The 15,306-nt window shown below is 39.6% G+C and carries 14 protein-coding genes; 7 read left to right on the top strand and 7 right to left on the bottom strand.

The annotated features are described in order from the left end of the window. Positions 1-12 precede the first annotated feature (12 nt). The gene (locus P0Y49_16530) at positions 13-993 is read right to left on the bottom strand and encodes a helix-turn-helix transcriptional regulator (GenBank protein ID WEK18397.1); all 981 of its coding nucleotides are present in this window, start codon (positions 991-993) and stop codon (positions 13-15) included. A gap of 389 nt (positions 994-1,382) precedes the next feature. Then, positions 1,383-2,240 carry an N-acetylglucosamine kinase gene (locus P0Y49_16525; protein WEK18396.1) on the bottom strand — a complete coding sequence of 286 codons (858 nt, stop codon included), beginning with the start codon at positions 2,238-2,240 and terminating at the stop codon, positions 1,383-1,385. Positions 2,241-2,575: 335 nt separating this feature from the next. Here P0Y49_16525 and P0Y49_16520 point away from each other — a divergent pair, with 335 nt between their 5' ends. Genes P0Y49_16520 through P0Y49_16510 form a run of 3 tightly spaced genes read left to right on the top strand, consistent with a single transcriptional unit; the run spans position 2,576 to position 5,704 of the window. After that, complete coding sequence (locus tag P0Y49_16520; protein WEK18395.1) at positions 2,576-3,610, top strand: GntG family PLP-dependent aldolase; 1,035 nt, start codon at positions 2,576-2,578, stop codon at positions 3,608-3,610. Positions 3,611-3,624: 14 nt separating this feature from the next. Further along, positions 3,625-5,109, top strand: a complete 1,485-nt coding sequence (gene accC / locus P0Y49_16515; GenBank protein ID WEK18394.1) for an acetyl-CoA carboxylase biotin carboxylase subunit — start codon at positions 3,625-3,627, stop codon at positions 5,107-5,109. Positions 5,110-5,119: 10 nt separating this feature from the next. Further along, entirely contained in the window at positions 5,120-5,704 is a 585-nt protein-coding gene (locus P0Y49_16510; GenBank protein WEK18393.1) for a riboflavin synthase, read from the top strand. Here the strand turns inward: P0Y49_16510 and P0Y49_16505 are convergent, their stop codons facing one another. Then, entirely contained in the window at positions 5,705-6,649 is a 945-nt protein-coding gene (locus tag P0Y49_16505) for a tetratricopeptide repeat protein (protein WEK18392.1), read from the bottom strand. It abuts the gene before it with no gap. Positions 6,650-6,761: 112 nt separating this feature from the next. Between P0Y49_16505 and P0Y49_16500 the strand changes: the two genes are divergently transcribed. After that, a complete protein-coding gene (locus P0Y49_16500) occupies positions 6,762-7,052 on the top strand; it encodes a hypothetical protein (protein ID WEK18391.1) in 291 nt (96 codons plus the stop codon). Here P0Y49_16500 and P0Y49_16495 read toward each other — a convergent pair. Then, positions 7,036-8,802, bottom strand: coding sequence for a histidine kinase N-terminal 7TM domain-containing protein (locus tag P0Y49_16495; GenBank protein ID WEK18390.1), 1,767 nt, complete (start codon positions 8,800-8,802; stop codon positions 7,036-7,038). The two genes, P0Y49_16500 and P0Y49_16495, sit on opposite strands and share 17 nt — an antisense overlap. A 143-nt stretch (positions 8,803-8,945) precedes the next feature. On the opposite strand from P0Y49_16495, the gene P0Y49_16490 reads away from it, so the two are divergent. Further along, on the top strand, positions 8,946-9,533 hold the full coding sequence (locus tag P0Y49_16490) for a porin family protein (protein WEK18389.1): 588 nt from the start codon (positions 8,946-8,948) through the stop codon (positions 9,531-9,533). A 168-nt stretch (positions 9,534-9,701) separates the two neighbouring features. Beyond that, positions 9,702-9,974: a hypothetical protein gene (locus tag P0Y49_16485; protein WEK18388.1), complete on the top strand. Its 273-nt coding sequence runs from the start codon at positions 9,702-9,704 to the stop codon at positions 9,972-9,974. A 9-nt stretch (positions 9,975-9,983) separates the two neighbouring features. Here the strand turns inward: P0Y49_16485 and P0Y49_16480 are convergent, their stop codons facing one another. From P0Y49_16480 to P0Y49_16470, 3 genes are all read right to left on the bottom strand, one after another. Beyond that, on the bottom strand, positions 9,984-10,904 hold the full coding sequence (locus P0Y49_16480; protein WEK18387.1) for a YihY/virulence factor BrkB family protein: 921 nt from the start codon (positions 10,902-10,904) through the stop codon (positions 9,984-9,986). Between the two features lie 122 nt (positions 10,905-11,026). Beyond that, a complete protein-coding gene (hppD, locus tag P0Y49_16475; GenBank protein WEK18386.1) occupies positions 11,027-12,157 on the bottom strand; it encodes a 4-hydroxyphenylpyruvate dioxygenase in 1,131 nt (376 codons plus the stop codon). 203 nt (positions 12,158-12,360) lie between these two features. After that, complete coding sequence (locus P0Y49_16470; GenBank protein WEK18385.1) at positions 12,361-13,527, bottom strand: homogentisate 1,2-dioxygenase; 1,167 nt, start codon at positions 13,525-13,527, stop codon at positions 12,361-12,363. Between the two features lie 374 nt (positions 13,528-13,901). Here P0Y49_16470 and P0Y49_16465 point away from each other — a divergent pair, with 374 nt between their 5' ends. Continuing rightward, the gene (locus P0Y49_16465; protein WEK18384.1) at positions 13,902-15,233 is read left to right on the top strand and encodes an anaerobic C4-dicarboxylate transporter; all 1,332 of its coding nucleotides are present in this window, start codon (positions 13,902-13,904) and stop codon (positions 15,231-15,233) included. Positions 15,234-15,306 lie beyond the last annotated feature (73 nt).

The raw sequence follows: 15,306 nt of genomic DNA, 5'->3' as shown, positions 1-15,306 counted from the left end.
CTGTTTTTTAACTTATACTGCGCAGCTGCGTATTACATTAGGTGAGAGCCCAAACTGTTTTTTAAAGGCCCTGCTAAAGTAATGTGGATCCTCGTAGCCAATGTTAGTCGCAATTTCCTGAATAGTCTTTTTCGTTGATAAAAGCATCTTTAAACTATTTAGCATACGCAGCTCTATAACTTGTTTATGCAAAGGTTTCCCAAAGTGACGCTTCGCCAATCTGGTTAAGGTAATTTTAGAGGTCATAAAATGTTTGGCCAATGCATCCTCATCATCTACTATTTTATTCGAAAAATTTTGCATGATAAAATCACCAATTTCTTTTGCTTTATTTACTTGATATTCAGTATTACTAATCTTTGTCTGTAATTTATGATGGTATTTACTGATGCAATCCTTGATAAAAATATGCATATCAATATCTATGTCTCTTCCTTCAATCCCTACATTCAATTTACCAAGTGCATTAAATAATTGTTGGCCTATGTTAAAGCCTGGCAGACAAAAACTTTGATGGTTGCCCTGGTTATAACAATTTACAAGTTCCTGCAGCTCTTGCAACGCACCATACTTTTTAATTAGCCATTCCGGTTTGATAGTGAGTAACAATATCTGGTGTTCACCACTTATGAGGCTGCGCTGATATTTCCCGGCATCTAAATAAATCAGCTTGCAGGAATTATCTGAAACTTCAGCTATTGTTTCTCCAGCTTCATTATACAATACAAAACAACCTTCTAGCATGGCCATCATAAAAAAGGAAGGCTCAGTAACTTCCATATCATGAATGCTATGGTTATCCATTTTATATTCATATAAATGAATCCGGGCCAGGTAATGATCTATGGATTGCACCAGCACAATACCTTCCGGTAAAGTGATGTAATTGGCTTCGGCCATTTTTAAAGAAAACCTGCTAAAGTCGCATAGTTCGTCAAGCGACTGATTTGCATGTGATGAAGATGGTAAAGGTAATTCGGTAAGAGAACGCATAAGCCTTTTGTTTTGAAAAATTTAATAATAAACCATTATAAATATGTTATTCAAAAAAAACTGGATGCCTTTTGAAAGCTGAATAAAGTTCAACACTTTGTTTGAAAAATTATGACCCCAATTTTAAGATTTTTGTTGAAGTCAATTTTCCAATGATATTCCGACGTAGATGGGAGTAGGATACAGACTAATGGTTCCTGTGTGGTTCCTTAGTGCTTCCTATGTGATAGGAGCCCTGAAAGGGAGGTACGACGGTGTTGCGTCGGTATTGAGAAAGTGTTGACTTGGTTTATGAACCGAGCCAACACCCTTTTTGCTAAGTAGCAACCCTGCGGTAGGTATTCATGCATTATAGAAGCACTATGGAAGCATGATCAACTCAAGTGTGCTTACTTATTCGCGATATGCAAGTGATAATCAACAAGGTCATCTATAGGAGAACGGATAATCTTTCCGATGCCCATTTCATACCTGTCTGCTACTACGCTCAATACATCTCTGAAGCTATAGCCTACAGAGCCAACGCAGTTTAATTTGTAATCCTTGTAGTTAGGATAATGCGTAACCAGGTTATCAAAAAATGCAGTAAAAGCATAGTTTATGGTATTGAAAGTATAGTCTTCGTAGCTGTCCTTATAATCGTATAAAAACTTGCTGAATCCTGCGCAAAAACGATTAGGAAGCGGTCGGTTGTAGATATGATCAAAGATATCCTCGTTGGTTAAAGCATAATTGTCATAGAAACTCTCTCTAAGGCCTTTAGGCATATAACCTTTCATGTAATCGCTCAATATCTTTTTTCCGATAAAGCATCCGCTGCCTTCATCCCCTAAAAAATAACCTAACGAATCGATGTTTAAGGTAATGTCTTTACCATCGTAAAGGCAAGAATTTGTACCGGTACCTAGGATTGCCGCAAAACCCGGTTCGTTGGCCAATAAAGCCCTGCAAGAAGCCAAAAGGTCATGACCAATGTTGATCTTTGCATTTGGAAAAACCTGTTGCATAGCATCAGATACGATTTTTCTATTGCCTTCTGTAGAACAGCCGGCACCGTAATAGTTTACTTCGGTCAGTTTCTCGGTTTCTAAATGATCCGGAAGAGACTTTTTTAAAGACTGAACAATGTATTCAGTTTTGGAAAAATAAGGATTGTAACCCTCCGTATTGAAAAGAATTTTTCTACCGGCCTCATTAATTAAACACCAATTGGTTTTGGTCGAACCACCATCTGCAATAACTATCATCTTAATTCGTTTTTTTCGGGATAAAAGTAAATAATCCTGCCATTTTTGTACACGTTTTACTCATAAATTTAATTTTTTTGGTTTTGGTTGTTTAATTTTTTTTCTGCCTTTAAATGGTAACTAAGCAGGTTTTTTCGCTTTTTTATTTGTGTTTTTAGGTTAAGATATTGTTAAATAAACACTAAGCTAAATTACGCTTGTTATTTTAAAATCCAAATTTAAAATTCTAGGCCGGAAAGCGGGTCAAAAACGGCCGGCATAAACTGTAAGTTTTATGCTTATATTGATGATAATTTGAAAGCGCTTCAGTAATATTGTATAGAAAATTTATGGCGATGAAAATAGACCTGAGAAGTGATACCGTAACGGTGCCGGATAGTGGTATGCTAGAGGCAATGATGACCGCAAAAGTTGGCGATGATGTATATGGTGAAGATGAAACCGTAAAAGCGCTGGAACATAAATTGGCTGAAATGTTCGATATGGAAGCAGGATTGTTTTGCCCGTCAGGAACAATGACCAACCAAATCGCCATTAAGTGTTTTACGAAACCCATGGATGAAGTGATTTGCGATCAGGGCTCGCATGTATATCGCTATGAAAGAGGAGGCATAGCCTATCACTCTCTGGCATCCGTAAGATTAATAAATGGAATAAGAGGTATCCTTACCCCCGAATTGATCGAGCCCGAAGTAAACGAGGAAAACATTCATTATCCGAATTCCAGTTTAGTGGTATTGGAAAATACAGTGAATAAGGGCGGTGGCGCTTGTTATAAGCTGTCGCAAATAGAACCTATCCATACCCTATGTAACATCAAAGAAATGAAACTGCATTTGGATGGCGCACGGATATTCAATGCCTTAACCGCAACAGGCGATGAGGCCGCAGATTATGGAAGATATTTTGATGGCATATCGGTTTGCCTGTCCAAAGGACTTGGCGCTCCCGTAGGTTCAGTATTACTGGGCTCAAAGGAAACTATTAAGGAAGCCATTAAGATCAGGAAAGCCTTTGGCGGTGGTATGCGTCAGGCGGGCTTTTTGGCAGCGGCCGGTATTTATGCCTTAGACCATAACATTCCTAAGTTAGCCATAGATCATAAACATGCTAAAGCATTGGGCGATGCGCTGTCTAAGGCAAGTTACGTTTCATCAGTACTTCCTGTCGAAACCAATATTGTGCTGTTTGAAGTGGCCGAAGGCATTAAAGCCGAAAGTGTGGTCCACCACCTGGCCGAAAACGGAGTGCTGTGTAATGCTACAGGACCAAAAACGGTAAGAATGGTGACACATTTAAATATTTCTGAAGAAATGATAGATAGGACCATCGAAAACATAATACATTTGCACATATCAGCTCATAAATAACTTTCATCCATCTAATGAAGAAAATTCTTATAGCCAATCGGGGCGAAATCGCATTGCGTATCATGCGTTCAGCCAGAGAAATGGGAATAAAAACCGTTGCCGTATATTCAGAAGCAGATCGACAATCTTTACATGTATTGTATGCCGATGAAGCAGTATGTATTGGCCCGGCACCCTCTAACCAATCTTACCTGGTTGGTGAAAAGATTATTGAGGCCTGCAAACTTACTGGAGCAGAAGCCATCCATCCCGGCTATGGCTTCTTATCAGAAAATGCAGGTTTTGCAAGATTGGTAAAAGCATCCGGACTGATATTGATAGGCCCTACACCAGAAGCAATGGAGATCATGGGCAATAAGCTCTCGGCCAAAGCTGCAGCACTAAAATATAAAATTCCGATGGTTCCGGGTACGGAAGAAGCTATTACAGATATAGAAGAAGCCAAGTTAAGAGCGGTAGAAGTTGGATTCCCGATCTTAATTAAAGCTGCTGCCGGTGGTGGGGGTAAGGGAATGCGGGTGGTAGAACAGGTAGCCGATTTTGAAGAGCAAATGCAATTGGCAGTAAGCGAAGCGCAGTCTGCCTTTGGCGATGGCTCCGTTTTTATAGAACGCTATGTTTCTTCACCACGACACATAGAAATACAGGTACTTGGAGATACCCACGGAAATATCGTTCACCTTTTTGAACGTGAATGCTCCATCCAGCGGAGGCACCAGAAAGTAATTGAAGAAGCTCCTTCTAGCATTTTGACGGCCGAAATCCGAAACAAAATGGGCAAATGCGCAGTGGATGTGGCCAGATCTGTAAATTATGTGGGAGCAGGAACGGTAGAGTTTATCCTCGATGAAAACCTCGATTTTTTCTTCCTGGAGATGAATACCCGCTTGCAGGTAGAACACCCGGTAACGGAAATGATTACGGGCCTGGACCTGGTAAAAGAACAGATTAAAATTGCCCGTGGCGAAAAGCTTGCTTATCAGCAGGAAGACCTGGAAATTAAGGGACATGCCATAGAATTGCGGGTATATGCAGAAGATCCTGAAAATAATTTCCTTCCCGATATCGGTACTTTGCAGACTTATAAAACGCCTAAAGGTAATGGGGTTAGGGTTGACGATGGTTTTGAACAAGGCATGGAAATCCCAATCTATTACGATCCGATGATTGCCAAGTTAATTACTTATGGTAAGGATAGGGAAGAGGCCATGGAACGCATGGTTCGTGCAATTGATGAATACCAGATCACCGGCATACAAACTACCCTGAGCTTTGGTAAATTTGTAATGCAACATGAGGCTTTTAAAACAGGTAAATTTGATACGCACTTCGTGACCAAATACTTTAATGCAAACAGCCTGAAAGTTGAAAATGAGGAGGAAGCTTTGATGGTCGCAATTTTTGGAGCCCTGTCATTTAAAAAACAAGGCGTAACGAAGCAGCAACAAGTCTTGCCGCAAAGTGCAGGCAACTGGAGAAAAAACAGGTTAAATAAATAGTGAAATTGATATGTTTACAGGGATAATAGAAACACTTGGGGAAGTTAAAAATATAAAAAAAGACGGTACGAATTTACATTTTACCATTCAATCGGCAATTAGCAACGAATTGAAAATAGACCAGAGTGTAGCACACAACGGGGTTTGTTTAACCGTAGTTGCACTAACAGAAGGTACACATACGGTTACCGCGATTCAGGAAACATTGGAAAAGAGCAATATGCAATACCTGAAAGTGGGTAGCAAAGTTAACCTGGAACGGTGCATGTTGATGAATGGCAGGTTAGACGGCCATATTGTTCAGGGCCATGTAGATCAAACCGCTATATGTGTTAAAATAGCAGAACTGGATGGCAGTTGGGAATACCGTTTTAAATACGATGCAACTAATGGCAATGTTACGGTAGAGAAAGGCTCCGTATGTATCAACGGAATTAGTTTAACCGTTGTAGGCTCCGAAAAAGACGAGTTTTCAGTTTTCATCATTCCCTATACGCATGAACACACCAATTTACATGAGGTAAATGTTGGAGATACGGTGAACATTGAATTTGATATTATTGGTAAATACGTAGCCAGACTCGTCAACCGCTAATTACCTTTTTAATTCTTCAATCTTATTTTTGATGTAGGCAACATGGCGTCTTTGTTTCTCAGGATCTTTGATACTGTTTAAATATTGCGTGTAATAGCCGATGGCATTCTTTTTATCGTTCAGCTTGTCCTCGTAAAGCAAGGCAATGTTGTAATATAAGCTGCCATTGTTTTCGAATAAAAGACCTTTTTTGTAGACTTCAAGTGCTTCTTTATTTTGGTTTAGGTTTTCATACGAATCACCTAATAGCCCATAATAAGAAGCTATCTTTGGCGAAATGCCTTCTTTTATGGCCCTCTGTAAATAAGTAGTGGCAGTTTTATAATCCCTGGCACCACGATAAGACAATGCCATCTGGAAAAGTAGATTTTCAGTTGGGCCATTGGTTGCAGCCAGCAGTTGTTTTCCTGCTTTTATTGCTTCAGGGTATTTTTTCAAGGCCATGCTGACCGGCATTTTTGCATTTAACAACAGGAGGTTAGTACTGTCGGCCGACAGGGCCAGGTTCAAGGTTTCTTCGGCTTTATTAAATTGATTGCTTTTAAAATACAGGTCGGCCAGTTGTATGGCCACTTCGGCATCCTGTGGATTTAATCCATTTGCCTTTAACAGGTATGCTTTTTTTGAAGGGCTTTGAAGGTTGCTTTCCAGTTTTGCCAATTGTTTATAAGCATTGAAATTGTTGCTGTCTGTTTTTAACACTTTCAGATAAAATCCTGAAGCTTCAGGTAGTTTGCCTGCCATAAGGTTGGCATAGGCCAGTTGTTTTAATTTACTTACATCTGTGCTGTCAGTATAAGTGTCTTGAAGGTATTGAGCCGCTTCGGCATATTGTTGTGCCTGGTAGTAATTTAGCAGTTTTTCAGGATCTAAATGATCCGCTGTTTGTGCCTGCGTCAATTGATAAATGAGGCACAGAAAAAATAAAAAGAAAAGCTTCTTCATAGGTCGGAAAATTAGCAAAAACAACAGGTACTACCAAAAATTAAAACATATTGATAGGATAATTGGTTCATTAACTAGTAAATAGAAGGTTGGTTTTAAAAGGAAATGAGCTATGGATACTTTGAAGAAGTTTGAATTAATGGAGAAGATTGTGAGAGAGTTGGGCGATTTACAACACTCGCAACAGGCAATTATTCAGAAAATAGGGAAAATTGAAGTCGACAATATAGAGCTGGGGGATAAAAGATTGGATAAGGATCTTTCCGATATGCACCAAAGGGTAGCAGACAACCTGGATACCATTGGGTCAATCCTGGAATATTTTGAAGATAAAACCAATAATTTTGGGGATAAGAACAATGTAGATGCCCTGAAAGAGCAGGCGGCTATGAAGGGTCAATAGGCAGAAAAAGCTGGAATTTGGTGCCTTTACCAATTTCGCTGCTGACTTCCATTTTCCCGTTGTTTCGTTCCATAAAATCTTTACAGATGACCAAACCAAGACCGGTACCCTTTTCATTCATGGTGCCCCTTGTAGAAACACTCGTGCCGTTAAAGAGCATTTTTAGTGCTTCTTTAGACATACCCATTCCATTGTCTTCAATAGATAGCATCATTTTATGTTGTTCACTATAAACTGCGGTAATGTGTATTTCGCAGTCTTCATTACAAAATTTAATAGAGTTGTTTAAAATATTTCGAACCACAATCTGTATCATGAGCATATCTGCATAGACAATCATACCCGGAAATACATCATCCAGGATTTGAATGCGTTTTATCGCAGCCGAAGGTAAATGGTAGTTCACTTCATTGATGATCATATTCCTCAATTCGAAATGCGTTTTGTTAATCCCATAGCCTTTGAGCTGGCTTCTCGACCAATGTAAAATATTCTCTAAAAGATCCGTGGTGTAAAGAATATCCCGGCTCAGTTTTGGCGAAAGCGCTTTGAACTCCTCAACGGTGATCATATCTGTATCGATCATTTTTAACACTTCAGACAGGTTTACAAGTGGCCCTCTAAGGTCGTGTGCAATGATCGAAAATATCCTGTCTTTTAACTGATTTAGCTTTTTAAGTTCTTCCGTTTGCTGTTTCGATTTTAAAGCCTCCTCCCTTATCGCGGTCAGGTCTTGAAATTTGATAACTGTAGCTTCATTACCCAGTTGGTTGTGGTTCAGATACATGATGTCTGCCTCCAGGTCGAATGTAGCCTTTCGAGTCTGGACTTTTATTTCGATTTTTCCTGAATGTCGATTTTTCAGGAAGTTGAGCAGCTCATCTTGTTGCGGAAACAAGGACCCGATTTGTTCCCCAATGATCTTATCTTGTTTATCCTTGGGAAGATATTTTTTGAAAGCCATGTTGCAATCAATTACCCTGTTTTTGCCATCTAAAACCAGGTATCCATCATGAATCAGGTCCAGTACTTTTTCTCTGGCAACAGGGATAACATCGAATAATTTAAATCGATAAATAGCCATGGAAATCAAAGAGATGGCTACAATAAATGCAAAAGGAGTAAGGTCGAGATTATCAAATGGACGAAGACCCAGTAAGTAAGCAAGGTTAACCAACCAGGGAATTAAGGCCGCAAAAAATATAGTATAGTTTTGTCTTCTGTAAATAGGGTCTGCTTTTCGAAAGGTAGAAAGAATGAGGTAACTCCCTGCCGCCATAAGCAGGTAGAAATAAACCGTAAAACACCTGTACCAAATGCCAGGTACTATGACCAGCGTAGGGAATGGGCCGGTACGGTCGATAGTCAGGCTTCGGTATTGTAAATGATGATAATCATTTGTCCAGACCAATAAAACGGTGATGACAGATATACTGAGTAAGGCTGCCAGGTTTACCGGCTTTTTGTACCAGCAATCTTTACCCGCCAATTGCAGACAAAATAAAAACCAGTTTACCGGTAAGGTCGTAATTCCGAGGTACTCCACATCGATGAAAAAACGGATCTGACTCAATGAACTGCTGGCGAGTTCAAAGCCATAGCCCAATGACCAAATGGCATTAGACAGTAGCATGAGACCAAACAAGCGGACCGTTTCACCTTTTTTTCCAAATAAATGGTAAGAAAGAAAAAGAGTAATAATACCGCAAAAAATTAACGTAATGGCGTACGAATTAAAATTGAAATCCATTCAAATTGATAAACATGGTGACCCTCGCTGAAAGTAATTGGAGCATTATAATTGGTGTAAATATAAAACTACGTAATTTACTTTTCAATTGGAAAATATTCTTAGTTTTACATAGAAAATTTAATCATAAACTTATCCCTGATATGAAAAAAATAATTTTATCCGCGTTGTTGATCTCATTAAATCTGGCCGCATTTAGTCAGGTATTGCCAAGCTTCCAGTTTGGACTTAAGGCAGGAACTAACCTTTCTAAATTAAGTACAGAAAGTACTTTTAGCAGTGATAACAGAGCCGGTTATTATGGTGGTTTCTGGGCACGTATCGGTGCAGCAGGCATTCATTTGCAGCCGGAGTTATATTTGAGCGGTAAGAATACTACCTTGAAAGACAACTCGGGTGCAGAAAATAAAGTAAACTTTACCAGTCTGGATGTACCGGTATTGGTAGGAACAAAAATAGGTGCTGCAGGTGTAGGTATTCGTTTAAACACAGGACCAGTTGCATCATTTGTTTTAAGTGATGATCAGTCTTTTAGCAATGCAGCAAGCAACGTATTTAAGGGACGTTTTAAAGGACAAAACTTTGCCTGGCAGTTTGGCGCAGGTCTGGATATAGGTAAAATTGGTTTTGATTTGAGATATGAAGCAGGCCTTTCAAAAATAGGAAAAGACGGCTACAACGATACGAAACTTAACTTATTTACATTTGGCCTGGCTTACAAGCTGTTCTAACAAGAAAAAGTTTTCAACATTATGTGTAAAAGGGTAAATAGTAGCTATTTACCCTTTCTTTTTGGCGCTATAATTGATGTCCTATTGCTCCTTACTTAATTATGGGCTGCTATGAAACCATCATGTGAATGATAGCTTCATAACCAATTATAAACAAATAATACAGCTATGAAAATTAAAGAGTTGCTTTTAAATGGAAAAAGCTTTTCGGAGCTCCTGAAACAGTTTTCAATTGATGCTGCGGATGTGACCATACAGGATGAAGAGACAATACTTTCAGAACAGTATTTAAAACACAAGGAGATTGTAAAAGAAAGTATTTGTATTGAGGGTAAGAATAAAGATGGCATTGTCAACTTTTTCGGGACCTTACATTACAACCTGCTCAATAAGTTGGCCGTATTTGAAATGCATGGTTTTGAACAGATTGCATTCCGGTAATCAGCTGCTTCAGGTATTTCTTATGACTTCCTTGATCTCGTAATTAAATGCGCCTTTAATAGGTCGTATGGGAGTCTCTTTTTCGTCACTCAGGATTTTCACATAGCAGGCGCCGAAGTAAAATATAAAGGAAGAATAAAAGACAAACAGCATAATCAATACGATAGAACCCGAAGTACCGTAAACATTGCCAATTCCACTTAATGGAAGCAGTACACGCAAGATGTATTTTCCTATGGTAAATAAGATACCTGTTAGTACACCCCCACCAATAGCAGCACTCCAGGTAGGCCTTCCATTGGTTAGAAATTTGAAAAGGACAGAAAACCAGGTGGTAACGATTGCAATAAATAAAAGCTGATTCAGTGCAGATAAGAACATCTTTCCAAAGGTGGGCGAAGCGGTGTTTACATAAGTACTGATAAAGCCTTGCACACTGTCTGTCAGTAAACCCACAACAAACAGGATTCCAGCCAGTAATATAATCACCATAGAGCGGCCCCGTAGTTTCATTTTAAACATAAAGCCCGAATGCTCCTTAATGCCAATCGACCAGATCTGGTCCATAGAGTTTTTAATGACATTAAATAGGGTGGTGGCTACAAAAAGGAAAAAGGCAAAACTCAAAAAGGTAGCATACCAATGCTGATCTATACCCCTTATGTTTTTTAGCGTTTGCCGGATTTGTAAGGTACTGCTATCGTCTAAAATATTCGCTAATCGCTCGAAAATACGTCTTGCCAGTACTTTTCTGTCAATAAAAAAGCCGAATAAGCGGATCAGAATTAAGAGAATCGGAGGGAGGGCGAAATTGGTAAAGAAGGCCGTAGCACCCGCCAAACGCAGGGGATCATTTTTTTGGAATAGCTTAAAAGCGTCGCCAAAACGGATGAAAAAAAGCTTAGATCTGTTAAGTATGTTGATTTCCATTCCCCGCATATTGCCTAAAGGTTCGAAAATAACTATTTTTTTTAAATCATCGATGTGGAACAAATAAAAAACGGACAACCTTATAAAGATTGCCCGCTCAGTTTTTAAATGAAAAAGAGGTTTTATAAGTTCCCTCTTAGTTCCTGTTCGCGTTCTAAAGACTCAAATAAGGCTTTAAAATTACCGGCGCCGAATGATTGGGCACCCTTGCGCTGAATGATTTCGAAAAACAAGGTTGGGCGATCTTCAACAGGTTTTGTGAAAATCTGCAATAAATAACCCTCTTCGTCACAATCTACCAATATACCCAGCTCCTTAAGCTGATCAATTTGTTCATCAATTTCGCCAACTCTTTCTGGCATCATATTGTAATAGGCTTCAGGGGGTGCACTTAAAAACTCAACCCCTCGAGCTTTTAATTCCTTTACTGTAGTCAAAATATCTTTTGTAGCTACAGCAATGTGTTGCACCCCTTCGCCTTCGTAAAATTCTAAGTATTCTTCAATCTGCGATTTCTTTTTCCCCTCGGCCGGCTCATTAATAGGAAATTTTGAGAAGCCATTTCCATTGCTCATTACCTTACTCATCAATGCCGAATATTCCGTGTTGATTTGCTTGTCATCAAATGAAAGGATATTCACAAAACCCATCACATCCTCATACCATTTCACCGTTTCATTCATCCTGTTCCAGCCCACATTACCCACACAATGGTCTATGTATAATAATCCGGTTTCAGTAGGGTTATAATCACTTGTCCAATCCCTATAGCCCGGTAAAAAAGAACCTTTATAATTCTTGCGCTCAATAAACATATGTACCGTTTCACCATAGGTGTAAATGCCCGACATGCGAACTTCACCATGCTCATCACTCAGCGTAACAGGCTCCATATAAGGCCTTCCACCACGTTTCGTAGTTTCCTCAAATGCACTATAAGCATCATCTACCCAAAGTGCCAGGATCTTAACTCCATCACCATGTAATTTTACATGCTCAGCAATTGGGCTATCAGATTTTAATGCAGTGGTCAATACTAACCTGATCTTTCCCTGTTTCAATACATAAGAAGCACGGTCGCGCACCCCGGTTTCCGGACCTGCATAAGCGAGCGACCGGAAACCAAAGGCTGTTTTGTAATAGTGGGCAGCCTGCTTGGCATTACCCACATAAAATTCGATATAATCTGTTCCATTTATCGGAAGAAAATCCTGCGCTTTGGCAATCTTTTCGGCAAATGTTTGTGTTGACATTTTAATTCTCTATAATAATAAGTTAGTTAGTTCTCTTTCGTCTCTCTGCACCTAATCACTCTACTATTTTCTCTGCTCTGCTTTTTGTTACTTACTGCTTTCTGTCGTGTACCGTAAAAAATTCAGTGCTATGAGCTGACATGCAAAATTTTTGCCCTTCCGCAAAAAGTTTGAGGAAGCGAATAGCATCTGTATTTTTTCCCTTACTCGACATTCTCCTGCCAGCTCTTATGATAGCTTTCATCCTCAATACTTACCGCATCTTCCGTTAACATCAACGGGCGGAAAGGGTCAATCATTACGGCCAGCTCCTCAGTGCTTTCCTTTCCAATCGATTTCTCTACCGTTCCCGGATGCGGTCCATGCGGTATACCTCCCGGATGCAATGTGATCTGTCCTTTTACCACACTTTTTCTGCTCATAAAATCACCATCAACATAATACAATACCTCATCACTATCTACATTGCTATGGTTATAAGGAGCAGGGATAGACAGTGGGTGATAATCATATTTGCGTGGTACAAATGAACAGATTACAAAGTTATGTCCTTCAAAAGTCTGGTGAACCGGAGGAGGCTGATGTAACCTGCCGGTAATGGGTTCAAAATCATGGATAGAAAATGCCCATGGATAATGAAAACCATCCCATCCCACAAAATCAAAAGGATGCGTACCATAAGTATAAGGATACATGATGCCTTGTTTTTTTATGAGGACTTTAAAATCACCGTATTCATCAATTGTTTCCAGGTCTTGCGGACGTCGGATGTCTCTTTCGCAAAATGGAGAATGCTCTTCTAATTGTCCAAAAGCATTTCTGTAACGTTTTGGTGTGCGTATCGGACTAAAGCTCTCTACAATGAATAACCTGTTTTTCTCATCGTTAAACTCCATCTGGTAAATGGTTCCCCTTGGAATCACCAGGTAATCACCATATTTAAAATAGATTTTCCCGAATCCTGTTTTTAGCGTTCCCGAACCCTCATGGATAAAGATCACCTCATCAGCCTGACTGTTCTTATAAAAATAATCAGTCATAGATTTTCTTGGCGCGGCCAATGAAATGTGGAGGTCGCTATTTACCAATACCGGTTTGCGACTTTTTAAATAATCATCTTCCGGCTTAATGTTGAAGCCGATCAGACTCGTATGTTTTAAATGCTTTTCCCTTGCTATTTTAGGCTCAACAGAATAAGGCTCGCCCAGGGCTTTCACAATGGTGGGCGGGTGACAATGGTAAACAAGAGAATATAAACTTGAAAACCCCTCTGTCGAAACCAGTTCTTCGGCGTATAGTTTTCCGTCCGGTTTACGAAAAACCGTATGGCGTTTAGGAGGGATAGATCCTAATGTATGATATATAGGCATAGCAACATGTCAGTTAATTGGTTAGAATAATAAGGTAATAACGATAAAACGACGAAAACGTTTTACCAAATGGCATTAAAAGAGAAAATGCTATAAGGAATACTGGGCGAAAATGATTTTAGAAAGCATAGCATACCTAAATGCAGCCAGGGCTTGCGTGGCTACTTGATTTTGATATGTGAAACAGCTGCTTATCATTTTCTATTATGCCTGCTAAATTAAGTATTTAATCCAGTATTAACCAAAATAATAAAGCAGATATTATTTTGAGAAATGTTATTTAGCTATAAATGTTACATGAATTGCTTTATTGAAATTAATTATATATTTAAGCCTTCTTAATAAGAATATTTAAAATATAAATAAATTATACCATGATTTGGATACAACTGGCAGTTTTAATTTTGCTGATATTGGTAGGTGCGCGAATGAAGGGGGTAGGGCTGGGCGTGATGGGTGCTGTAGGTTTACTGATATTTTCTTTAGGTTTTGGCTTAAAGCCAACTACACCGCCAATAGATGTGATGTTAATCATTCTGTCGGTAGTTACGGCTGCGGCAGCATTGCAGGCTGCAGGTGGAATGGATTATATGGTGAGCATCGCTGAAAAAATATTACGTAAAAATCCGAATCACATTACCTGGCTCGGACCATTGGTTACTTATACATTTACCCTTGTTGCAGGGACTGCACACATTATTTATTCCTTGCTTCCTATTATTGCGGAGGTAGCCACCAAGAAAAGAGTGCGACCGGAGCGACCGCTTAGTATTTCAGTAATTGCCGCCCATATGGCCATTACGGCAAGTCCGATTTCTGCCGCTACAGTAGCGCTCACTGCCTTATTGGCTCCGAAAGGTTACGAACTCACACATATACTTATTGTTGCTATTCCCGCAACCATCATTGGCGTACTTGCAGGGGCACTTGTGGCAAGCAGGCAGGGGAAAGATCTCATGAAAGACCCTGAGTTTCTGGAACGATTAAAAGATCCTGAATTTGTAAAGTTGCTGGATGGTGATCCGGCAGATCAAAAAACAGCGCGGATTTTTAGTACCGAAGCCAAAAGGTCGGTATATGTGTTTCTGCTTGCTGTATTGAGCGTTGTATTGTTTGCCGCAGTTCCTGCACTCCGCCCTTCTTTTCTTACTGATGGCAAGATGGAGACCATGCGAATGGTAGAAATGATAGAACTGCTGATGCTTGCAGCTGCCGCAGCAATTGTCTTTGTTTCAAAGATCCCGGCTACAAAGGTCTCTCAATCCAGTATTTTCAGGTCTGGAGGCGAGGCTGTAGTCTGCATATTTGGTGTGGCATGGATGAGTGATACTTATTTACAGGCGCATATGCCTTTCTTTGAAACACATTTAAGTGAATTTGTGACTCAACATCCCTGGACTTTTGCGATCGCGTTATTTGTAATGTCTATTCTTTTGTTTAGCCAGGCTGCCACAGTAAGGGCATTGATGCCATTGGGGATTGGCTTAGGTATCCCGGCGCCTGCATTAATTGCAATGTTTCCGGCGGTGAATGGTGATTTTGTAATCCCAAGCTACCCAACATTGGTAGCTGCCATGGGATTTGACAGGACTGGTACAACCAAGATAGGCCGGTTTTTAATCAATCACTCCTTTATGCCTGCAGGCTTAACTACAGTAACTGTAACTATTGCCGTAGGCTTTCTGATTGCTACCATTCTACTTTAACTTCGGTGATTATTATAGGGCATTTGTTTAATTTTATATAGCTTTGGACAACTACTTAAAAATAAAAAATACT

The organism is Candidatus Pedobacter colombiensis (assembly GCA_029202485.1).
Lineage (GTDB): Bacteria > Bacteroidota > Bacteroidia > Sphingobacteriales > Sphingobacteriaceae > Pedobacter > Pedobacter colombiensis.
Note: the sequence above shows the minus strand (reverse complement) of the source record. Positions and strands in the feature narration are given on the sequence as shown.

Bases quoted from the DNA above. Each gene is read 5' to 3' on its own strand.
- P0Y49_16530 (WEK18397.1), bottom strand. From the start codon at position 993: ATGCGTTCTCTTACCGAATTACCTTTACCATCTTCATCACATGCAAAT.
- P0Y49_16525 (WEK18396.1), bottom strand. From the start codon at position 2,240: ATGATAGTTATTGCAGATGGTGGTTCGACCAAAACCAATTGGTGTTTA.
- P0Y49_16520 (WEK18395.1), top strand. From the start codon at position 2,576: ATGAAAATAGACCTGAGAAGTGATACCGTAACGGTGCCGGATAGTGGT.
- accC (WEK18394.1), top strand. From the start codon at position 3,625: ATGAAGAAAATTCTTATAGCCAATCGGGGCGAAATCGCATTGCGTATC.
- P0Y49_16510 (WEK18393.1), top strand. From the start codon at position 5,120: ATGTTTACAGGGATAATAGAAACACTTGGGGAAGTTAAAAATATAAAA.
- P0Y49_16505 (WEK18392.1), bottom strand. From the start codon at position 6,649: ATGAAGAAGCTTTTCTTTTTATTTTTTCTGTGCCTCATTTATCAATTG.
- P0Y49_16500 (WEK18391.1), top strand. From the start codon at position 6,762: ATGGATACTTTGAAGAAGTTTGAATTAATGGAGAAGATTGTGAGAGAG.
- P0Y49_16495 (WEK18390.1), bottom strand. From the start codon at position 8,802: ATGGATTTCAATTTTAATTCGTACGCCATTACGTTAATTTTTTGCGGT.
- P0Y49_16490 (WEK18389.1), top strand. From the start codon at position 8,946: ATGAAAAAAATAATTTTATCCGCGTTGTTGATCTCATTAAATCTGGCC.
- P0Y49_16485 (WEK18388.1), top strand. From the start codon at position 9,702: ATGAAAATTAAAGAGTTGCTTTTAAATGGAAAAAGCTTTTCGGAGCTC.
- P0Y49_16480 (WEK18387.1), bottom strand. From the start codon at position 10,904: ATGGAAATCAACATACTTAACAGATCTAAGCTTTTTTTCATCCGTTTT.
- hppD (WEK18386.1), bottom strand. From the start codon at position 12,157: ATGTCAACACAAACATTTGCCGAAAAGATTGCCAAAGCGCAGGATTTT.
- P0Y49_16470 (WEK18385.1), bottom strand. From the start codon at position 13,527: ATGCCTATATATCATACATTAGGATCTATCCCTCCTAAACGCCATACG.
- P0Y49_16465 (WEK18384.1), top strand. From the start codon at position 13,902: ATGATTTGGATACAACTGGCAGTTTTAATTTTGCTGATATTGGTAGGT.